A 20,707-nucleotide genomic window follows, 5' to 3' on the forward strand; every position below is an offset into this window, starting at 1 on the left:
CGGCCTTGCCTCCAGAGCCGGCGGGCTCGGCCTTGCCTCCAGAGCCGGCGGGCTCGGCCTTGCCTCCAGAGCCGGCGGGCTCGGCCTTGCCTCCAGAGCCGGCGGGCTCGGCCTTGCCTCCAGAGCCGGCGGGCTCGTGGATGTCGTGGCGGCCCGCCTGGAAGCCTGGGCGGGAACCCTCCGCCGGCGCGGCGACCGGTCCCGGCGGGACGGCAGGGTGCTGATCCTCGGCGGCGTCCGCTCCGGCAAGTCGCGGCACGCCGAGCACCTGATCTCCCGCTACCCGCAGGTCACCTACGTCGCCGCCGGGCCGCCGCCGAGCGACGACGACCCCGAGTGGGCCGCCAGGATCGCCGCGCACCGCGCCCGCCGCCCGGCGCACTGGCACACCCTCGAGACCACCGACCTCGCCGAGGCCCTGCGCACCGCCACCGGCCCGCTGCTGATCGACTGCCTCGGCACCTGGCTGAGCCGGGTGCTCGGCGAGCTGGGCGCGTGGGACCAGCGGCCCGGCTGGCAGCAGCGGGTGGACGAGCGGCTGGCCGACCTGGTGGACGCGTGGGCGAACGCCGGCGTGCCGGTGGTGGTGGTGAGCAACGAGGTCGGCATGGGCGTGGTGCCGCCGACCTTCGCCGGCCGGGTGTTCCGGGACGTGCTCGGCGCGCTCAACAGCCAGGTTTCCGCCCACGCCGACCAGGTGCTGCTGGTGGTGGCCGGGCGGGTGCTGGAACTGCGCGAGAAGGGTGCGTTGTGACCGAGTCGCCGGAGATCCCCGCGCCGAGCGAGCGGGCCGGGGCGGAGGCGCGGCGCCGGCTGGACGGGCTGGTGAAGCCGCTCGGCGCGCTGGGTCGGCTGGAGGACCTCGCGGCGTGGCTGAGCGCCGCGCACGGACAGGTGCCGCCGCGCCCGCTGGACGACGTGCGCGTGGTGGTGTTCGCCGGTGACCACGGGGTCGCGGCGCGGGCCGCCGTGTCGGCCTACCCGCGGGAGGTCACCGCGGCGATGGTGCGGGTGTTCCTCGCCGGCACCAGCGGGGTGAACGTGCTGGCCCGGCAGGTCGGCGCGCGGGTTCGGGTGCTGGACGTGGCCGTCGACGCCGACCTCGACGACGTGCCGCCGGCCGTGCGGGAGCACCGCATCCGGCGCGGCTCGGGGTCGATCGACGTCGAGGACGCGCTCGCGCCGGGCGAGGCGGCGCGGGCACTCGCCGCCGGCAAAGCGGTCGCCGACGCGGAGCTCGACGGCGGCGCGGACCTGCTGATCCCCGGCGACATGGGCATCGGCAACACCACCGTCGCGGCGGCCGTGGTCGCCGCCGTGCTGGGCCTGCCGGCCGAGGACGTGGTGGGTGGCGGCACCGGCGTCGACGTCGCGGGCAGGGCACGCAAGGTGGACGTGGTGCGGGCGGCGCTGGCCAGGGCCGGCGGCCGGGTGGGCGACCCGGTCGAGCTGCTCACCGCGCTGGGCAGCGCGTGCCTCGGCGCCACCGCCGGGCTGCTCGTCCAGGCAGCGGCGCGCGGGGTGCCGGTGCTGCTGGACGGCGTGTTCCCCGCCGCGGCCGCGCTGCTGGCCAGGGAGCTGGCGCCCGGGGCGGAGCGCTGGTGGCTGGCCGGGCACCGCTCCACCGAGCCGGCACAGGCGTACGCGCTCAAGGCGCTCGGCCTGGACCCGATCCTGGACCTCGGCCTGCGGCTGGGTGAGGGCAGCGGCGCCGTGCAGGCGGTGCCGGTGCTGCGTGCGGCGCGGGCGGTCCTCGCGGAGATGGGCGCCCTCGCCGACCTCGACGTGCCGTGACCGGCCCTGGCTCCGGTGACCAGCCCCAGGGCCGGGCTGGACTCGACGTGATCGAGTTCGGCGGAACCGGGGTCGACGGAACCGAGTTCGACCGGGGCCGAGTTCGGCCGGGGCCGAGTTCGGCTGGATCGGGCTCGGGGAAGCCTGGGGCGGTGGCGCGGGCTCGGCGCGGGTGGACTCGGCCCCACCGTGGTCCGGACGACCGGGTGGATCAGGACTGGATCCGATGACGCTGCTCGGTGACGCCGGGCGGCTGGCGGTCGGGACGCTCACCGCGCTGCCGGTGCCGCCGCCGCGGACCGTCGACGCCAGGGTCGCGGGCGCGGCCATGCTGCTCGCGCCGATCGCCGCGGTCCCGTTGGCCGCCGTGGCCGGGCTGGTGGTGGCCGGGGGCGCGGCGGCCGGGTTGCCCGCGCTGGCCACCGCGGGGCTCGCCGTCGGCGCCGTCGCCCTCGCCACCCGCGGCCTGCACCTGGACGGGTTGGCCGACACCGCCGACGGGCTGGCCGTCGCCGCCCGCCCCGGCGCCGACGTGGCCGCGGCGCTCGCGGTGATGCGCCGTGGGGACACCGGGCCCGCCGGCGTGACGGCGTTGGTGCTGGTGGTACTCGTGCAGTGCGCGGCGCTGGCCGGTGCGGTGGCCGCGGGGCACGGCCCCGCCGCGGCGGTGGTCGCGGTGCTCGTCGGGCGGGGCGTGCTGGCCGGCTGCTGCGTGCGCGGGGTGCCGGCCGCCCGGCCCGGCGGGCTCGGCGCCGCGGTGGCCGGCACGGTGCCGATCGCGGCGGCGGTGGCGGCCGGCGCGCTGCTCGCCGCCGCCACCGCGCTCGTGCCGGGACTGCCATGGTGGCGCGGCCCGGTCGCCGTGCTCGCCGGGCTGGTCGCCGGCGGGGTGCTGCTCGCCCGCTGCGTGCGCCGGCTGGGCGGCACCACCGGCGACGTCCTCGGCGCGTGCGTCGAGGCCGCCACCACCACCGCCCTGCTCGCCCTCGCCCCGTGACCGCTGTGTCCGCGCTCCCTGACCACGCGTCCGCGCCGCACGACGCGAACACGTGTGCACAGGGCGCGGACACGGTTAGGGGGTTGGGGGGATGTTGGGGTTGCGGCGGAGGAGGTTGTGCGGGTCGTAGTGGGTCTTGAGGCGGGTTAGGCGCTGGTGGTCCGCTGCTGTGAAGGCCGTGCGGGTGATCTCGGGTGTCGTTCCGTCGCCGCCGAGGAAGTTCAAGAACCGGCCGCCGGTCGACCACGGGGCCACGGCGTGCTCGAAGTGCCGCTGGCGCCGCCGCACCTCGGTCACCTCCGCCTCGGTCGGGGTCGCCGACGGCAGCGGGTCGACGAACCCGAGCAGGTACCCCGCGTCGCGATGGCCCACCGCGTTCGCGACCGCCGGTGGGCGGGCCAGCGCCCCGCCGAGCTGCCGCACCTCCACGATCAACGGACCCGGGTTGCCCGGCCCGGCCAAGTCGAGCAGCGTGTCGACCCCCGCGTCGTCGAGGTCGCGCAGCAGCAGGTTGCCCGACAACGACGGGAGCGGGCCCTTCGGGTCGTCGTAGATCGACCCGACCGCGGTGGCCGGCAGCTCGTCGAGGGTGTCCAACAGCCGCGGTCCGACCGCCCGCAGCGGTGCCACCAGCCGCTCCCCCGACGCCGCGTCCCCGAGGTGGGCGATCCGAACGTGCGCCACGTGCCGGCCGCGCAGCGGCTCCGGCACCCCTGGAACGTCCGGGAACGGGACGAGCGCCACCGACGACGTCACCTCCTCCGGCGCGTCCTCGGCCCACCGGCACCATGCCCGGAGCGCGGCGCCGAGCAGTGGCGTGTCGAAGAACAGCCCGCCGCCGTAGAGCCGGGTGACCGGCACGAGGTCGATCTCCATCCGGGTGACCACACCGAGGTTGCCCCCGCCGCCGCGCAGCGCCCAGAACAGGTCGGGCTCGGACTCGGCGGTCACGTGCCGCGGCTCGCCGTCGGCGGTGACCACGTCGAGGGAGCGCACGTGGTCGGCGGCGTAGCCGTACCGGCGGGAGAGCAGGCTCAGGCCGCCGCCCAGCACGTAGGGCACGGCGGCGACGTGCGGCGCGCTGCCGGCCAGCGGGGCGAGGCCGTGCGCGGCCGCCGCGTCGATCACCTCCGCCCAGGTCGTCCCGGCCGCGACCACCGCGGTACTCCGCTCCGGGTCGACGCGGACGCCGGCCATCCGGGAGGTGGTGATCAGCAGCCCGCCCGGTTCCGGCGCGACCGGGGCATGCCCGGTGCCGAGCACGGCGACCGGGAGGCCCTGGGCGGCGGCGAACGCCACGGCGTGCCGCACGTCGTCGGCGCCGGTCGCGCCGACGATCACCTCCGGCTCGTGTCGCCGGAAGGCCTGGAAGCCGCCGCGCTCGGCGTCGTAGCCCTCGTCGCCGGGTCGGAGCACGGGGCCCCGCACGTTCCCGATGATGTCCACGGTGGATGCCGCTGGTGTCGTTGGTGTCGTCATGGGACCCACGGTAGGCAGCGTTGCGGACGGATCCTGTCCTTAAGGGTTAGCATGCTGACCTCGTGAGTACCGATCCGACCGGCCGGACGCTGCGGCTGCTGTCCCTGCTGCAGAGTCGGCGCGAATGGTCCGGCGCCGAGCTGGCCGAGCGGCTGGGGGTGACCGACCGGACCGTGCGCCGGGACGTCGAGCGGCTGCGCGAGCTGGGCTACCCGGTGGCCGGCACCACCGGCACCGCGGGCGGCTACCGGCTGGTGTCCGGGCGGAACCTGCCGCCGCTGCTGCTGACCGACGACGAGGCCGTGGCGATCGCCGCCGCGCTGCTCACCGCGGCCGGCGGCACGGTGGCCGGCATCGAGGAGACGTCGGTGCGCGCGCTCGCCAAGCTCGAGCAGGTGCTGCCCGCCCGGCTGCGGCCGCGGGTCGGGGCCATCGCCCGCAGCACGATCGCCGTGGTCGGGGCGGACGTCCCGCAGGTCGCGCCGAGCACGCTGGCGGCACTCGGCGCGGCCTGCCGGGACCACGAGGTGGTGTCGTTCGACTACCGCACCCGTGGCGGTGACCCCGCACCGCGCAGGGTCGAGCCGCACCACCTGATCACCGGGTACCGGCTGTGGTACCTCATCGGCTACGACCTCGACCGGGACGGCTGGCGCACGTTCCGGGTCGATCGGATCGGTCCCCCGCGACCGACGGGTCGGCGGTTCCCCGCGCGGCCCCTTCCGGCCCCGGACCCCGCCACCTACCTGCGCCGCTCGCTCGAAGGCGCGCCGTACCGGTACAGCGCGGAAGCCGTGGTGCGGGCCCCGGCCGCCGAGGTGCGGCGGCGGTTGTCGGGGCTGTTCCCGGGCCGGATCGAGGCCCGCGACGACTCCTCCTGCGTGGTGCGGCTCGGCTCGAACGACCTCGCGCGGCTCACCCGGGACGTGCTCGCGGTGGCGTCACTCGGAGTGCCGTTCACGGTCTCCGCGGAGTCCCCTGTGCGAGAGCATCTGGTGGAGGTGTCCCGGGGGCTGGCCACGGCACTCGGTGACTGAGCCGGGGCCCTCGTGATCCCCACCCCGAAGCTCGATTGTGTTGACGGCCGTCGACACCGTGTCAAGGCGGGAGAGAGTGCCTTGACCCGCCATCGCCGTCCGCAAGGCGGCTTCAGATCGGGGTGAGGAGGGGAATGGGTGATGCCCCGCGCGGGGCCCGGCACTGTGCAACATCTGCTTTGTCCGATCCGGCGCGGCGGTGTCTCCGCTGCCCGGCCGGGCTCGCTCACTGTTGGGCTCGCGCTCCCGAACATCGAACTCGCCGTCGCCCAAAAGGTGCTCGCGGCTAGGACTCCGCCGGGGCTTCGGTTCCGGTGTAGAAGGCGGTGCTGCGCTCGGCGGCGGCCTTGGCCTCCTCGGGATCGGTGCCGAAGGCGATGCTGGCCGCGCGCCAGCTCTCGTTGGCCAGTGTCACGAACCGGTGACCCTCCTCGGACATCGTCCAGGCCTCGTACTCCTTCTCGTCCACCGCCTCGCCGGTCGCCAGGTGCAGGGCCAACCCGTACAGGGCCAGATCCCAGCCGATCCCGAGCGCGCCGGGACCGTACGTGGCCCACAGCGTGTCGTCGTCCTCCAGGAGCGCGAGGTGCTCGAGCTGGAACCGCGTGCCCCCACCGGAAGCGGCGGACAGCCGCACCTCGATCCAGCTCACCTTGCCGCCGAACTCCCAGGTCGCGGCGAAGCTCGTCGGCGGGTCGCACCGCTCGACCGTGCCCCCGGCGTTGCCCTCGAGCTGGTACCGGCCACCCACCTCCAGCTCCCCGGACACCGGCAGGAACCAGCGCGGGAGGCGTTCCGGGTTGGTGCACGCGTCCCACACGTCGTCGACGCTGGTGTCGTAGGTACGGCTGATGGTCAGCACCCGCGCCTCCCCCGCCTCCAGCGTCCGGGAGCCGAGCTGCCGGCTTGTGCTGTTGACCTGCTCGGTGACGTCGATCATGGTCGTTTCCTCTCGTCGTCGTGGTCGTCGTGGTCGTCGTGGCCAGAGCCGCGCAGGCGGCGCTCGCGCTTGCCCCGGGCGATCTCGGTCGCCAACGCGTCCAGGTGTGGGGTCCAGAACCGCCGGAAGCGGTCGAGCCAACCGTCGACCTCCCGCAGCGGCGCCGGGTCCACCGCGTAGAGCCGGCGGGCCCCCTCGGCCCGCACGGTCGCGAAGCCGGCCTCGCGCAACACCTTCAGGTGCTGGGACACCGCCGGCTGGGAGATCCCGAACTCCTCCCGGATCGCGGCACTGATCGCGCCGGCGGTCCGCTCGCCGTCGGCGAGCAACTCCAGGATCCGCCGGCGGACGGGGTCACCCAGCACGTCGAAGGCCTGCACAACGCCAGGCTATCGGCCGCCGCTTATATAAGTCAACGACTAAATACTACGGCTCCGGACGACGGGTTCCAGCGCGGCCAGGAAGCGGCGCGTGGTGGCCGGGTCCCGCACGGCCAGCCGCAGCCAGTCGGGACCCAACCCGGGGAACGTGTCCCCGCGCCGCACCGCGAAACCACGCTCCCGCAGCGCCAGCCGGATCCGGTCGGCGCCGGGCCGGTGGACCAGCACGAACGGGCCGCGCGGCACCCCCGGCACGGCCAACCCGAGCGAGCGCAGCCCGGCGACCAGCGCCTCCCGGTCGCGCTCGGCGGCCACGGCGATCCGCTCGGCCTCGGCGAGCGCGGCGGGCCGGCTGCAGGCGACCATCGCCCGCAGCGCCAAGGTGGACACCGACCACGGCGGCTGCACCGCGCGGAGCCGGTCGACCAGCGGCGGCTCGGCCAGCAGGTAGCCGGCGCGCAGCCCGGCGAGGCCCCAGGTCTTCGTCAGGCTGCGCAGCACCACCACCCCGCCGGGCACCGACCCCGCCAGGCTCTCCGGCTCGCCGGACACGGCGTCGGAGAACGCCTCGTCCACCACCACGACGCGGCCCGGCCGGGCCAGCGCGCGCAGCGCCGCGGCCGGGTGCAGCACGGAGGTGGGATTGGTCGGGTTGCCGACCACCACCAGGTCGGCCCGCTCCGGCACGGCGTCCGGGTCCAGCCGGAACCCGTCAGCGGCCCGCAGCAGCACCCGGTGCACCGGATGCCCGGCCGCGCGCAACGCCGCCTCCGGCTCGGTGAACTGCGGGTGCACCACCACCGCGCACCGGGGGCGCAGCGCGGCCGCGAGCAGGGTGAACGCCTCGGCCGCGCCCGCCGTCGGCAGCACCTCGGCGGCCGGCCGGCCGTGCCGGGTGGCCAGCGCGGCGACGGCCTCGGTGGGGTCGGGGTAGCTGGCGAGGTCCGGCAACGAGGCGGCCAGCTCGGCGCGCAGCCACCCCGGGGGCTCCGGCAGCCGCACGTTGACTGCCAGGTCCACCAGACCCGGGCCGACCTCCCGGTCGCCGTGATGGTGCAGATCGACATCACCGGGCGGGTGGGGATCGACGTGCTGCCCGGCGGTGGCCGGGGAAGCGACGCCGCGCGAGTCGACACCGTGCGGATCGGCATCGGGGGCGCCACCGACCGGTGCGCGAGCATCACGGAGGTCGCCGCGCCGGGGATCGGCGCTCGGGGAGCCGGTGCCGGCCGCACCGCCCGGAGAACCACCGCGCGAGTCGGCCCCCCGGGAGTCGGCCTCGGACGAGTCACCGCCGGCCCCGGCACCACGGGAACCACTCGGCAAGCCAGCAGGAAGGGCACCACCGTCCTCACCACCAGCACCAGAGCCAGCACGAGCACCTCCCGGGGGGCCGCTGGCACGGGAACCCACGGCAGGCGTGCCGCTCCGGGAAGCGCCGCTGTGGGAGTGGCCGCCGGGCACGTCGCCTTGCGCACCAACGCCGGCAGAGTCGCCGGCCGAGAGGTGCGGTGAGCCCTCCTCGCCGGAAACCGTGCCGGGTGCGCCACCAGACCAGCCACCGCGAGGGTGGCCCCCGGTGACGCCGGCCGGCTCAGGCATGGCGAGCGGCCGGGTGGGCGTGGGCCGCGGCGGCGAAGCGGTGCGCCAGGCCGGGGTGGCCGGCCCAGTGAACGTGCAGGTAGGAGGCGTGCAGCTGGGCGGAGGCGAAGCCCTCGGCGACCACCGGCCGGCCCGCCTCCGGCCACCGCCACGCCGGCGGCTCGCCGTGCCCGGGGGTCACCTCGGTGCGGTGGAACTCGTGCCCGGTGACCGGCGTGCCGGCGGCGGCCAGCAGGTTGTCCGCCGTCGCGGTGGCCCTGCGGTAGCCGAGCGCGCCACGCGCGGTCATCCGCGCCATGGCGTCCAGCGCGCCCACCATCGGTGCCCCGTCCAGCTCGCGGCACAGATACAGCAGGCCCGCGCACTCGGCCACCACCGGCATCCCGGCCCGCACGGCCGCGGCCACCGCGCGGCGCAGCTCCGCGTTGCCGGCCAGCGCGTCGGCGTGCGCCTCCGGGAAGCCGCCGCCGAAGTACAGCCCGGCACAGCCGGCGGGCAGCGCCACCTCGTGCACCGGGTCCAGGTCCACCACCTCGACCCCGGCCGCGGCGAGCAGCTCCGCGGTCTCGGTGTAGCGGAAGGTGAACGCCGGCCCGGCCGCGGCCGCCACCACCGCCCGACCGGCGATCGGCGCCACCTCAGCGGCGGGGTCCCACGTCGGCCCCGGCAGCGACGGTGCGGCCATGGCGACCCGCTCCACCGCCGCGAGGTCCACCCCCTCGGCCACCCACGCGGCCAGCCGCGGCAGCAGCCGCCGCGCCTCCTCGGCCCGCTCGGCCACCGGCACCAGGCCGAGGTGTCGGCTCGGCGCGTGGATCCCCTCGTCCCGGCGCAACGCGCCGAGCACCGGAACCCCGGTGGGCGCGACCGCGGCTCGGATCTCGTCCTCGTGCCGCTGGGAGCCGAGCTTGTTCAGGATCACCCCGGCCAACCGCACCGAAGGGTCGTAGTGCGCGAAACCGTGCACCACCGCGGCGACGCTGCGGCTGGCCGCGGAGGCGTCGACCACCAGCACCACCGGCGCGTCGAGCAGCCGGGCGACGTGCGCGGTCGACGCGTAGCCCTCGGTGCCGAGCATCCCGTCGAACAGGCCCATCACGCCCTCGATCACCGCCAGCTCGCAGCCGCGCGCGCCGTGCCGCAGCAGCGCGGCCACCCGGTCCTCGCCCTGCAGGAACGGGTCGAGGTTGCGCGGCGGCCGGCCGGTGGCCAGCGCGTGGTAGCCGGGGTCGATGAAGTCCGGCCCCACCTTGTGCCCGGACACCGCGACCCCGCGCTCGCGCAACGCGGCCATCAGCCCGGTGGCGATCGTCGTCTTGCCGTGCCCGGACGCGGGCGCGGCCACCACCACCCTGGCTACCATCCGGCCGCCGTTCGGCTACCACTCAATGCCCCGCTGCCCCTTCTGCCCGGCGTCCATCGGGTGCTTGACCTTCGTCATCTCCACCACCAGGTCGGCGGCGGCGACCAGCTCCGGCGGGGCGTGCCGGCCGGTGACCACCACGTGCTGCCGGCCGGGCCGGTCGCGCAGCGTGGCGACTACGTCGGCCACGTCCACCCAGCCCCAGTGCAGGGGGTAGCTGAACTCGTCCAGCACGTAGAAGTCGTGCCGCTGCTCGGCCAGCCGGCGCCTGATCTCCGCCCACCCCTCGCGGGCGCGCTCGGCGTGGTCGTCCTCGATGCCCTGCTTGCGGGCCCAGCTCCAGCCCTCGCCCATCTTGTGCCACTCGACCGACCCGCCCTGGCCAGTGGTGGCGTGCAGCTCGCCCAGCGCGCGGAACGCCGACTCCTCCCCCACCCGCCACTTCGCCGACTTGACGAACTGGAACACCCCGATCGACCAGCCCTGGTTCCACGCCCGCAGCGCCATCCCGAATGCCGCGGTCGACTTGCCCTTCATCTCGCCGGTGTGCACGGCCAGGATCGGCCGATTGCGCCGCTGTCGCGTGGTGAGCCCGTCGTCCGGCACCACCGCCGGCTGTCCCTTCGGCATCAGGCCGCCCTCCTGTGTCTTGCGGGACACCCTCCCCTACCGCGGCGAAAAAGCATGCCGCAGCGGGGGCCCACCCCGGTCGGGCGACCTGAGTCAAGCTTCGCCATGGTCACTCAGGCCGCCCTCCGCTTCACCTCGTGAGCGAGCGCATCCGCGGCGACCTCGCCCAATGGCAGGTGCTCCGCGCCCAGCCGGGCGGCCAGCTCGGCGGCGAGACCGAGCCGCATCCGCCCGCTCTCGCAGTCGACCACCACCGCGCTCGCCCCGGTCCCGGCCAGCAGGTCCGCCGCGACGTGCGCGCGGCCCAGCGGGTCCCGGCCGCTGGTGGCCCTGCCGTCGGTGACCACCACCAACAAGGGCCGCCGGCGCGGGTCACGGATCGCCTCCACCCGCAGCACCTCCGCCGCCCGCAGCAGGCCCTCGGCCAGCGGGGTGCGCCCGCCGGTCGGCAGGTGCTCCAGCCGGGCGGCCGCGGCCTCGACGCTGATCGTCGGCGGCAACGCCAGCTCGGCGCCGGCCGCCCGGAACGTCACCAACCCCACCTTGTCCCGGCGCTGGTAGGCGTCCAGCAGCAGGGACAGCACGGCCGCCTTCACCTCGCGCATCCGCGCCCGCGCGCCCATCGACCCGGACGCGTCGACGCAGAACAGCACGAGGTTGCCCTCCCTGCCCTCGCGCCGGGCGTACCGGACGTCCCCCGGCAGCACGGTGAGCCCGGCGCCGCGGTGCCCGCGGGCCCGCTGGTGCGGCGCGGCCGCCCACACCGTCGCCAGCAGGTGCGGCCCGCTCGCCCGCTCGCCGGCCGGCCGCACCCCGACGGTCCGCCCGGTCTCGGTGACCGCCCGGGACCGCCGGCCGTGCGCACCCGCCCCGGTGCCCGACACGGTGAGCAGCCGCGCCCGGTACGGCCGCCCCGCCCCCACGGTCCGCTCCCCCGCACCGTGTTCGCCGTTCCCGTCACCGTGGTCGCCGCTCGTGTCGCCGTGTTGGCCGTCGGCGTCGCCGTGCTGGCCGCTCGCGTCGCCGTGATGGCCGTCCCCGTCGGCGGAACCGTCCGGGCTGGCTCCACCGCCGGGCCCGTCGTCGTCGGGCTCGGGAGGCCCGGGAGGCTCGGGGGACTCCGGGGGCTCGGGCGGGGTGGCCGGGTCGGACTCGGACAGCGCCCGCTCCAGCTCCTCCGGGTCGATGCCGGGCGCGTCGAACGGGTTGCGCCGGCGCCGGTGTGGCAGCGCCAGCCGCGCGGCCACCCGGATGTCCTCGGTCGCCACGGTCTCCCGGCCGGCCCAGGCGGCGTGCGCGGTGGCCGTGCGCGCCGTGACGATGTCCGCGCGCAGCCCGTCCACCTCGAACGCGGCGCACACCTCGGCGATCTGGCGCAGCGCGGCGTCCGGCAGCACCACCCGGGGCAGCAGCCGCCGCGCCGCCGCGATGTCGTCGGCGAGCGCGGCGTCGGTCTCGGCGAACCCGGCGGTGAAGCCGTCCGGGTCGGCCTCGTAGGCCAGCCGGCGGCGCACCACCTCGGCGCGCTCGGCCGGGTCCCGGCTCGCGGCCACCTCCACGGTGAGCCCGAACCGGTCGAGCAGCTGCGGCCGCAGCTCGCCCTCCTCCGGGTTCATGGTGCCGACCATCACGAACCGCGCGGCGTGCGACACCGACACGCCCTCCCGCTCCACCGTGGCGCGGCCCATCGCGGCGGCGTCCAGCAGCGTGTCGACCAGGTGGTCGTGCAGCAGGTTCACCTCGTCGACGTAGAGCAGCCCGCGGTGCGCGCCGGCGAGCAACCCGGGCGAGAAGTCGCGCACCCCGTCGCGCAGCGCCCGCTCGAGGTCCAGCGAGCCGACCACGCGGTCCTCCGCGGCGCCCACCGGCAGCTCCACCAGTCGGGCCGGCCGGCGGTGCCCCGGCGCCCCCGCCGGGTGGGGCCCGTCCGGGCAGCCGGGGTCGGGGGCGGCCGGGTCGCAGGAGAACCGGCAGTCGGTCAGCACCTCGACCTCCGGCAGCAGCGCGGCCAGCGCGCGCACCATGGTCGACTTCGCGGTGCCCTTCTCCCCGCGCACGAGCACCCCGCCGATCGCCGGGGAGATCGCCGAGAGGACCAACGCCAGCCGCAGATCGGTCATGCCGACCACGGCGGTGAACGGGTAGGGCCGCATTCGCACCCTCCTTGTGCCACGAGTGGGTGTCCACGCCCACACCGGAACTGGCCCGCGCCCGGAGGGACGCCCGGGCGCGCAACGGCCGGCGAAGCTCTGACTCCCGACCCACTCCGCTCGATCACGGTTGGTCGGTCACAGTGGCGGGACCGTCCCGGATTCGCACCGGGTTCCTCGCGACGACCGTCCGGCCGATCATCGCACACTCCTGGGTTACCGTTGCCGCTTGTGACGATCGCCGTGGTGGGAATCGGGGCCGAAGGGTGGCCCGGGCTCGGCCCGCACGCCCGGGCCGAGATCGCCGCGTGCGACGTGCTGTTCGGTGGGCCCCGGCAGCTCGACCTGGTGCCCGAGGGGGACTACGCGAAGACGCCGTGGCCGAGCCCGCTGCTGCCCGCGCTGGACGACCTGCTCGCCGCGCACGCCGGGCGCCGGGTGTGCGTGCTGGCCAGCGGGGACCCGCTGCTGTCCGGCATCGGCGGCACGCTCGTCCGTCGGCTCGGGGCCGACCGGGTGCGGATCGTGCCGGGCGTGTCGTCGGTCGCGCTGGCCAGGGCCCGGCTGGGCTGGCCGGCCGAGGAGACCGAGGTGGTCAGCGCGGTGGGCCGCAGCCCGCACCGGGTGCTGCGGGCCCTCGGCGCCGCGCGGAGGGTGCTGGTGCTCAGCGCCGGCGCGGCCACCCCCGGCGAGGTCGCCGCGCTGCTCACCGAGCACGGCTTCGGCGCCAGCCGGCTCACCGTGTTGGAGGAGCTGGGTGGCACCGCGGAGCGCCGGCTCGACGGCACCGCCGCGGGCTGGCCGCACCCGCCGGGCGCCGCGCTGAACGTGCTGGCCGTGGAGTGCGCCGGAACGCGGCCGCTGCCGCCGCTGCCCGGCCTTCCCGACACCGCGTTCGAGCACGACGGGCAGCTCACCAAGCGCGACGTCCGCGCGGCCGCGCTCGCCCGGCTCGCGCCCGCCCCCGGCGAGCTGCTCTGGGACGTCGGCGCCGGCGCCGGCAGCGTCGCCGTCGAGTGGTGCCGGGCGCACCCGGCCAACCGGGCGATCGCCGTGGAGTCGCGGCCCGAGCGGGCGGCCAGGATCGGCCGCAATGCCCACCGGCTCGGCGTGCCGGACGTGCGGGTGGTCACCGGGGCCGCGCCGGACGCGCTGGCCGGCCTCGATCCGCCGGACGCGGTGTTCCTCGGCGGCGGGGTGAGCGTCCCCGGGCTGCTGGACGCCTGCTGGGCGGCGCTCGGCACGGGCGGGCGGCTGGTGGCCAACGCGGTGACCCTGGAGGCCGAGCAGGTGCTGGCCCGCGCCTCCGCCGAGCGCGGTGGCGAGCTGGTGCGCATCTCGGTGGAGGCGGCCGCGCCGCTGGGCCGACTCACCGGCTGGACCCCGTCCCGCGCGGTGACCCAGTGGTGCGGGGTGAAGCCGTGACACCCACCACCCGTGTCCGCGCCCTGCGTACGCCCGTCCGCGGTTCGCGTACGCGCTGGCGGTCGGGAAGCGCGGACACGCGGTCGGGAAGCGCGGACACGGTGGGGGTGGGGACGTGACGGTGCACTTCATCGGCGCCGGACCGGGCGCGGCGGACCTGATCACCGTGCGCGGGCGGGACCTGCTGGCCCGCTGCCCGGTGTGCCTGTACCCCGGCAGCCTCACCCCGCCCGACCTGCTCGCGCACTGCCCGCCCGGCGCCCGCCTGGTGGACACCGCGAAGCTCACTCTGGACGAGATCGTCGGCGAGCTGGTCGCGGCGCACGGGCGCGGCCAGGACGCGGCCCGGCTGTGCTCCGGCGACCCCGCCGTCTACAGCGCGATGGCCGAGCAGCTGCGCCGGCTGGACGACGCCGGCGTGCCGTACGAGGTGACGCCCGGCGTGCCGGCGTTCGCCGCGGCCGCCGCGGTGTTGAGGCGGGAGCTGACCGTGCCGGCGGTCGCCCAGAGCGTGGTGCTGACCAGGGCGCGGGCCCGGTCCACGCCGATGCCGCCCGGCGAGGAGCTGGCCGCGTTCGCCGCCACCGGCGCCACCCTCGCGCTGCACCTGGCGGTCAACCGGATCGAGCACGTGGTCGCCGAGCTGGTCCCGCACTACGGAGGCGACTGCCCGGCCGCGGTGGTCGCGCACGCCAGCCAACCGGGGCAGCGCGTGCTGCGCGGCCCGCTCGTCGGGATCGCCGAACAGGTTCGCGCGGCGGGCGTCACCCGCGCCGCGATGATCTTCGTGGGGCGAGCGCTGGCCGCGGCGGACTTCCCGGACAGCTTCCTCTACTCCGCCGACCGCGAGCGTTCCACCCAACCGGGGTCGCTACCGGGACCACCGCCATGAGTGGGCGCCCGGCCGACGATCGCGCCTCCGCGGTCGACCACCACCACGTCCACGGTCACCGGCGCGTCGCCGAGCACCTCGGCCGCCGTCCGCCGGGCCCGCTCGGCCACCAGCTCGCCGAGCGGCAGGTCCGCGGCCTGGGCGAGCTCCAGCGCGTGCAGCGCGGTGTTGGCCGCGCGGATCGGTGTGGCCAGCTCCGGCCGGCCCGCCCCGGTGGCGAGGTCGGCGAGCAGGCCGAGGTCCACCTGGGAGCGTTGGGAGTGCAGGTCGAGGTAGCCGGCGGCGAGCTTGGACATCTTGGCGAACCCGCCGGCCAGCGACAGCCGCGGCACCGGGTGGCGGCGCAGGTACTTCAGCACCGCCCCGGCGAAGTCGCCCATGTCCAGCAGCGCGCTCTCCGGCAGGCCGTACAGCTCGGCCACCACCCGCTCGGACGTGCTGCCGACCGCGCCGGCGACGTGCCGGTGGCCCATCGCCCTGGCGACGTCGACCCCGCGGCGGATGCTGTCGATCCACGCGGAGCAGGAGTAGGGCACCACGACGCCGGTGGTGCCGAGCACGGACAGCCCGCCGACGATGCCGAGCCGCGGGTTCCAGGTGTGCCGGGCCAGCTCCGCGCCGTCCGGGATGGAGATCTCCACCACGACGTCGCCGGTGCCGCCATGCTCGCCGGCGACCCGTTGGACCGCCTCGGTCATCAGCCGGCGCGGCACCGGGTTGATCGCCGGCTCGCCGACCGGCAGCGGCAGCCCGGGCCGGGTGACGGTACCGACGCCCTCGCCGGCGCGGAAGGTGACGCCGCTTCCCGGCGGGCCGGGGGTGACGGTGGCGAGGATGAGCGCGCCGTGCGTGACGTCCGGGTCGTCACCGGCGTCCTTGATCACCCCGGCGGTGGCCGAGCCGGGCGCGAGCCGTTCGGTGGCCAGTGCGAACCGGGGGCGCCGGCCCTTCGGCAGCCGCACCTCGACCGGGTCGGGGAACCCGCCGGTGAGCAGCGCGGTGTACGCGGCCGTGGTCGCCGCGGTCGCGCACGCTCCCGTGGTCCAGCCGTAGCGGAGCCGGGGCTCGTTCTCGGCCGGCTCCTTCTTGGCCCGGTTCACGATGCCTGAGCGTATGCGCGGGAAGCGACCACGCGACGACCGCCGAGCACCCACCGAGCCCCGGCCGGTCGGGAGGGTGCTCGTTCTCGGCGGGACGGCCGAGGCGCGGGAGCTCGCCGGTGAGCTGGTGGCCCGCGGGGTGCCGGTGGTCAGCTCGCTGGCCGGGCGGGTGGCCGCGCCGCGGCTGCCGGCCGGGGAGGTGCGGATCGGCGGGTTCGGCGGGCCGGCAGGGCTGGCCGGGTGGCTGCGCGCGCACGACGTCGCCGCCGTGGTGGACGCGACGCATCCGTTCGCCGAGCGGATCAGCGCGTCGGCGGTGGCCGGGGCCGGCATGGTCGGGGTGCCGCTGCTGCGGCTGGAGCGGCCGGGCTGGGCGGACGGCGACGAGTGGCCCGGCGTGGACTGGCACCCGGTGTCCACCATGGCCGAGGCGGCGGCGGCGCTGCCCGCGCTCGGCCGGCGGGTGTTCCTCACCACCGGCCGGCAGGGGCTGGCCGTGTTCGCCGGGCTGGCCGACCTGGAGTTCCTCGCCCGTTGCGTCGACCCGCCGGAGCCGCCGCTGCCGCCGCGGATCACGGTGCTGCTCGGCCGCGGCCCCTACACGGTCGACGGGGAGCTGGCGCTGCTCCGGTACCACCGGATCGAGGTGCTGGTCACCAAGGACAGCGGCGGGTCGATGACCTCGGCCAAGCTGGTCGCCGCGCGGGAACTGGGCCTGCCGGTGGTGCTGGTGCGCCGCCCGTCCCGCCCCGCGCCGCCACCGCCGACGGTGCGAACCGTCGCGGCGGCGCTGGACTGGCTGGCGACGATCGGACGGGCATGAGCGAGGAGTTCTACCGGGTCCTGCACCGGCGCCGGGACGTGCGGGCCGAGTTCACCGGGGAGCCGATCGAGCAGGACGTGCTCACCCGGGTACTCGCCGCCGCGCACGCCGCGCCCAGCGTCGGGCTCACCCAGCCCTGGGACTTCGTGCTGGTCCGCGACCCGGAGACCCGCCGTGCGTTCGCCGAGCACGTGCACCGGGAGCGGGAGACGTTCGCCGCCACCCTCGACGGCGAGCGCGCCCGCACCTTCGCCCGGATCAGGATCGAGGGCGTGCGCGAGGCCAGCCTGGGCATCGTCGTCACCTACGATCCCGATCGCGGCGCCCCCGCGGTGCTCGGCCGGCACGCCATCGCCGACGCCGGGCTCTACTCGGTCTGTTTGGCCATCCAGAACCTGTGGCTGGCGGCCACCGCGGAGGGCCTCGGCGTCGGCTGGGTGAGCTTCTACCGTGAGCCGTTCCTGCGCGAACTGCTCGGCATCCCCGACCGGGTCCGGCCGGTGGCGTGGCTGTGCGTGGGCCCGGTGCGCGCGCTGGCCGACACCCCAGACCTGGAACGGCACGGGTGGCGGCACCGCCGACCGTTGGCCGAAGCGGTGCACGTCGAGCGCTTCCGTGGATCGCGTCACGACGGCGAACCCAGCTCCGGCGGCCCTTCGGCAATTGGCTAGCGTTGCCCCGATGCGGCTCGCGACCACCTCCAGCGCGGACACCCGGGACGAGGTGTCCGTCCCGACACCCGTGACCGGGGACGCCGGGCGCGACCGCACGTTCGTGTGGCGGCGGCTCGCCGTGGGGCTGGGCTTCCTCGCGGCACTGTGCGCGTTCGCGTTCCCGTTCCTGCCGGTGGTGCAGGACACCGCGCGGATCGTGTGGCCCGCCGGCGGCGACACCAGCCAGGTCAACGCTCCACTCAGCGGGTACTGGGCGCAGGACATGCGGGTACGCGTCCCGTGCGCGACCGTCCAGTCGGTGGACGTCCGCACGCCGGGCAGCGCGCTGCTGTTCGCCACCGTCCCGTCCGCCCGCTCCGAGGACGGCGCCGGCATGCAGCTGCGGATCGGCGACGGTCTGTTGGTGGCGTCCAACCGGGGCGAGCAGGTCGCCCGGCAGCCGCTGCCGCCGGAAGGCTGCGACGTGACCGTGTCCTCCACGGCGCGGCACACCACGATCAGTGTCGCCGGCACACCGATCTTCGACGAGCGGTCCGACGTGCGGCCGCGCGTCGTCGGCATCTACACGGCGATCGACGCGGCGCACGACCCGATCGACGGGTTGTCCGTGTCGATCACCCCGGACACCCGCTACCAGTCGTCGCCGACCGGGTGGAAGACCGGCGTCGGGATCCTCGGCGTGCTCGCCTTCGTCGGCTGCCTGATCGCGGTGAACCGGCTCGACGCCGGGGTCGCCCGCCGCGCGCCGCGCTGGGCCCCGGTGGGCTGGTGGCACCTCACCGGCCGGGACATCACCGTGTTCCTCGCCCTCGGCGCGTGGGTGTTCATCGGGCCGGTGACCTCCGACGACGGCTACATCCTCACGATGTCGCGGGTCACCGAGGAGGCCGGCTACCTCACCAACTACCACCGCTGGTTCGGGGTGGCCGAGGCGCCGTTCGGCTGGTTCTACCACGTCTACGAGCTGATGACGCACGTGTCCACGGTGCCGCCGTGGATCCGGCTGCCGTCGTTCGTGCTCGGCCTGGTCAGCTGGCTGCTGATCAGCCGCGAGGTGATGCCGCGACTGGGCAAGGAGGTGCGCACCAGCCGCGCCGCGGGCTGGGCGGCCGCCGCGGTGTTCCTGGTGTGGTGGATGCCGTTCAACAACGGGGTGCGGCCCGAGCCGGTGGCCGCGGTCGGCTCGCTGCTGGCGCTGTGCGCGGTGGAGCGGGCGCTGGTCACCCGGCGGCTGCTCCCGCTGTGCCTCGGGTTGCTGGCCGCCGCGTTCACCCTGGCCGCGACGCCGACCGGGCTGATCGCGGTGGCGCCGTTCCTGGTGGCCGGGCGGCCGCTGTTCCAGCTGCTGCGGCAGCGGGCCCGACAGAGCTGGCCGTCGGTGCTGGCGCCGATCGCCGCCAGCGGTGTGCTGGTGCTGTTCGTGGTGTTCGCCGACCAGACGTTCGCCACCGTGCTCGAGGCCACCCGGCTGCGCGCGCTGGTCGGCCCGAGCATGTCGTGGTTCGAGGAGCTGTACCGGTACCAGCTGCTGTTCAGCTCCACCGCCGACGGCTCGGCGGCCCGGCGCTTCCCGGTGCTGCTGCTCCTGCTGTGCACCGGCACGTGCCTGGTCGTGCTGCTGCGCCGCGGGCGGATCCCGGGCGCCGCGCTCGGCCCGAGCCGTCGGTTGATCGGCACGGTCGCGCTGTTCTTCCTGCTGCTGGCGCTCACCCCGACCAAGTGGACCCACCACTTCGGCGCGTTCGCCGCGGTCGGCGCCGCGATGGCCGCGCTCACCGCCCTCGCGACCAGTTCCAGCGTGCTGCGCTCGAAACGCAACCGGGCGGCGTTCCTCTCCGGGTTGCTGGTGGTGGCCGCGCTGGCGACCACGGGCCCGAACGCCTACTGGTTCGTGTCCAACTTCGGGGTACCGTGGTCCGACCGCGCACCCAGCATCGGCGGACTGGGGCTCTCCACGCTGCTGCTCGGCGGTGCGGCCATCGCGGCGGTGGTGGCGTTCCTGGAGAACGTGCGGGCCCAGCGGCCGGGGGCGCCGCAACCGCCGGAGCGGCGGGGCCGGTCGCTGCGGCTGGGGTCGATGTCGCTGGTCGTGGTGTGCGGGACGATCGCGGCGGCCGAGTTCGCCAGCATGGCCACGGCCATCCAGGGGCAGCACGACAGCTACAGCCTGGGTGAGGCGAACATCCGGCACCTGTTCGGTTCGAGCTGCAACCTCGCCGATCACGTGATGGTCGAGCGCGACCCGGTGTCCAGCATGCTGGCGCCACTGCCACCCGCCCAGCAGGTCACCGTGGACGAGACCACGTCGGGGCCGGGTGGGCTGCCCGGGCCGGAGGACGGCAACGGCACCACGTCGACCGGCTTCCACACCCGGGCCGCGCTGACCGGCGACCCGCTCGCCGAGCCGCCGCACGGGTTCACCACCGACACCGTGGCGATGTGGAGCAGCTACGACGAGCGGACCACGCCCACCGGGCGGCTGCGCACCGAGTGGTACGACCTCGCCGACCACCCGCCGCACGGGCAGCTCGTGCTGGCCGTGGCCGCGGCGCGGGGGAAGGCGACGTCGGTGCACGTCGAGTTCGGCCGACCGAGCCCGGAGGGGTTCCGGGTGGCCGACCGCAGGACCGTGCTGCCGCCGGGCGGGGGCTACGGCAACTGGAACGACGTGCGGATCAACCTGAGCGAGGTGCCGCCGGGCGCGACCGCGGCCCGCGTCGTGGCCGCCGACGACGACTTCACCGAGGACGGCTGGGTGGCGGTGACGGCGCCGCGGGTGCCGACGTTCACCACGCTCACCGACAAGGTGGGCGACAAGCCGGTGTACATGGACTGGCCGACGTCGTTCGTGTACCCGTGCCTGACGCCGGCCAAGACCCGGGACGGGATCAGCGAGGTGCCGGCGTACCGGATCACCGCCGACACGCTGGCGTCGGAGGCGGACTGGGCCAGCAGCAAGGGCGGCGGGCCGAACGGGTGGCTCGAGGAGGTGGCCGACCAGCCGGAGGTGCCGAGCTTCCTCGGCGGTGAGCCGGAACGCGCGTGGGGCAAGCTGCTGGAGATCGAGCCCTACGCCGAGGGCGCGCCGCCGACCGTGCTGCGCGGCCAGGAGGTGCACCCGGGCTGGTGGTCACCCGGCCCTGGCCCGGCGCAACCGGACGGCTCGGAACCCACCCGGTGACGGAGCGGGCGGCCGGCGGTCGGCGCCGATGGCCGCAGTGGCCAGAGGTCGGGGGTCGGGGTCGTCGCGCCAGCAATCGGAAGCCGGTGCCGTCCTGAGAGGGCGTCGGAAGCCGGTGCCGTCCTCGCCCGGATCAGGAGCGGGAATCAGGAGCCGGGTGCCGCCCGCCAGCGGCCAGGGGTCGGTGCCGATGGCGGTACCCGTCCGAATCAAGCGTGCGGGGCCGGAAATCAACTCCCA

General features: G+C 76.1%; 17 protein-coding genes and 1 riboswitch. Of the genes, 9 read left to right on the top strand and 8 right to left on the bottom strand.

Features of this window, described 5'->3' with window-relative positions; all coding sequences use genetic code 11:
* Positions 1 to 136 precede the first annotated feature (136 nt).
* From cobU to BM051_RS02835, 3 genes are all read left to right on the top strand, one after another.
* Positions 137 to 754 (top strand): bifunctional adenosylcobinamide kinase/adenosylcobinamide-phosphate guanylyltransferase, encoded by a 618-nt coding sequence (gene cobU, locus BM051_RS02825; protein WP_134046174.1) that lies wholly within the window; start codon positions 137 to 139, stop codon positions 752 to 754.
* Positions 751 to 1,794, top strand: coding sequence for a nicotinate-nucleotide--dimethylbenzimidazole phosphoribosyltransferase (cobT, locus tag BM051_RS02830; protein WP_243859516.1), 1,044 nt, complete (start codon positions 751 to 753; stop codon positions 1,792 to 1,794). Before cobU ends, cobT begins: the two co-directional genes overlap by 4 nt.
* Positions 1,795 to 2,020: 226 nt before the next feature.
* Positions 2,021 to 2,791 (top strand): adenosylcobinamide-GDP ribazoletransferase, encoded by a 771-nt coding sequence (locus BM051_RS02835; RefSeq protein ID WP_092527426.1) that lies wholly within the window; start codon positions 2,021 to 2,023, stop codon positions 2,789 to 2,791.
* A 75-nt stretch (positions 2,792 to 2,866) separates the two neighbouring features.
* Here BM051_RS02835 and BM051_RS02840 read toward each other — a convergent pair whose 3' ends face one another.
* On the bottom strand, positions 2,867 to 4,270 hold the full coding sequence (locus BM051_RS02840; RefSeq protein WP_092527428.1) for an FAD-binding oxidoreductase: 1,404 nt from the start codon (positions 4,268 to 4,270) through the stop codon (positions 2,867 to 2,869).
* Positions 4,271 to 4,332: 62 nt separating this feature from the next.
* On the opposite strand from BM051_RS02840, the gene BM051_RS02845 reads away from it, so the two are divergent.
* Complete coding sequence (locus BM051_RS02845) at positions 4,333 to 5,307, top strand: helix-turn-helix transcriptional regulator (RefSeq protein ID WP_092527430.1); 975 nt, start codon at positions 4,333 to 4,335, stop codon at positions 5,305 to 5,307.
* Between the two features lie 286 nt (positions 5,308 to 5,593).
* On the opposite strand, the gene BM051_RS02850 is transcribed toward BM051_RS02845, so the two are convergent.
* The 6 genes from BM051_RS02850 to BM051_RS02875 all read right to left on the bottom strand — a co-directional run bounded on the left by BM051_RS02850 (position 5,594) and on the right by BM051_RS02875 (position 12,375).
* On the bottom strand, positions 5,594 to 6,247 hold the full coding sequence (locus tag BM051_RS02850; RefSeq protein ID WP_092527432.1) for an SRPBCC family protein: 654 nt from the start codon (positions 6,245 to 6,247) through the stop codon (positions 5,594 to 5,596).
* Positions 6,244 to 6,627 (bottom strand): ArsR/SmtB family transcription factor, encoded by a 384-nt coding sequence (locus tag BM051_RS02855; RefSeq protein ID WP_092527435.1) that lies wholly within the window; start codon positions 6,625 to 6,627, stop codon positions 6,244 to 6,246. Before BM051_RS02855 ends, BM051_RS02850 begins: the two co-directional genes overlap by 4 nt.
* A gap of 39 nt (positions 6,628 to 6,666) precedes the next feature.
* Positions 6,667 to 7,686, bottom strand: a complete 1,020-nt coding sequence (cobC, locus tag BM051_RS02860; protein ID WP_243859552.1) for an Rv2231c family histidinol phosphate aminotransferase CobC — start codon at positions 7,684 to 7,686, stop codon at positions 6,667 to 6,669.
* A gap of 535 nt (positions 7,687 to 8,221) precedes the next feature.
* Positions 8,222 to 9,592, bottom strand: a complete 1,371-nt coding sequence (locus tag BM051_RS02865) for a cobyrinic acid a,c-diamide synthase CobB (RefSeq protein WP_092527440.1) — start codon at positions 9,590 to 9,592, stop codon at positions 8,222 to 8,224.
* A 15-nt stretch (positions 9,593 to 9,607) separates the two neighbouring features.
* Positions 9,608 to 10,222 carry a cob(I)yrinic acid a,c-diamide adenosyltransferase gene (gene cobO, locus BM051_RS02870; protein WP_092527444.1) on the bottom strand — a complete coding sequence of 205 codons (615 nt, stop codon included), beginning with the start codon at positions 10,220 to 10,222 and terminating at the stop codon, positions 9,608 to 9,610.
* 113 nt (positions 10,223 to 10,335) lie between these two features.
* A complete protein-coding gene (locus BM051_RS02875; RefSeq protein WP_092527447.1) occupies positions 10,336 to 12,375 on the bottom strand; it encodes a putative cobaltochelatase in 2,040 nt (679 codons plus the stop codon).
* Between the two features lie 70 nt (positions 12,376 to 12,445).
* Positions 12,446 to 12,586, bottom strand: a riboswitch (cobalamin riboswitch).
* Positions 12,587 to 12,603: 17 nt separating this feature from the next.
* On the opposite strand from BM051_RS02875, the gene cbiE reads away from it, so the two are divergent.
* Positions 12,604 to 13,797 (top strand): precorrin-6y C5,15-methyltransferase (decarboxylating) subunit CbiE, encoded by a 1,194-nt coding sequence (cbiE, locus tag BM051_RS02880; protein ID WP_243859517.1) that lies wholly within the window; start codon positions 12,604 to 12,606, stop codon positions 13,795 to 13,797.
* Positions 13,798 to 13,912: 115 nt separating this feature from the next.
* Positions 13,913 to 14,689 carry a precorrin-4 C(11)-methyltransferase gene (cobM, locus tag BM051_RS02885; RefSeq protein WP_092527450.1) on the top strand — a complete coding sequence of 259 codons (777 nt, stop codon included), beginning with the start codon at positions 13,913 to 13,915 and terminating at the stop codon, positions 14,687 to 14,689.
* Here the strand turns inward: cobM and BM051_RS02890 are convergent.
* Complete coding sequence (locus BM051_RS02890; protein WP_092527453.1) at positions 14,629 to 15,789, bottom strand: cobalt-precorrin-5B (C(1))-methyltransferase; 1,161 nt, start codon at positions 15,787 to 15,789, stop codon at positions 14,629 to 14,631. The two genes, cobM and BM051_RS02890, sit on opposite strands and share 61 nt — an antisense overlap.
* 76 nt (positions 15,790 to 15,865) lie before the next feature.
* Here BM051_RS02890 and BM051_RS02895 point away from each other — a divergent pair, with 76 nt between their 5' ends.
* From BM051_RS02895 to BM051_RS02905, 3 genes are read left to right on the top strand one after another with little or no spacing between them, the layout of a single operon-like run.
* Complete coding sequence (locus BM051_RS02895) at positions 15,866 to 16,612, top strand: cobalt-precorrin-6A reductase (RefSeq protein WP_243859553.1); 747 nt, start codon at positions 15,866 to 15,868, stop codon at positions 16,610 to 16,612.
* The gene (gene bluB, locus BM051_RS02900; protein ID WP_092527459.1) at positions 16,609 to 17,283 is read left to right on the top strand and encodes a 5,6-dimethylbenzimidazole synthase; all 675 of its coding nucleotides are present in this window, start codon (positions 16,609 to 16,611) and stop codon (positions 17,281 to 17,283) included. The genes BM051_RS02895 and bluB overlap by 4 nt, the downstream gene beginning before the upstream one ends.
* A 10-nt stretch (positions 17,284 to 17,293) precedes the next feature.
* Entirely contained in the window at positions 17,294 to 20,467 is a 3,174-nt protein-coding gene (locus tag BM051_RS02905) for an arabinosyltransferase domain-containing protein (protein ID WP_092527461.1), read from the top strand.
* Positions 20,468 to 20,707 lie beyond the last annotated feature (240 nt).

It is taken from the genome of Amycolatopsis arida, from assembly GCF_900115565.1.
GTDB lineage: Bacteria > Actinomycetota > Actinomycetes > Mycobacteriales > Pseudonocardiaceae > Yuhushiella > Yuhushiella arida.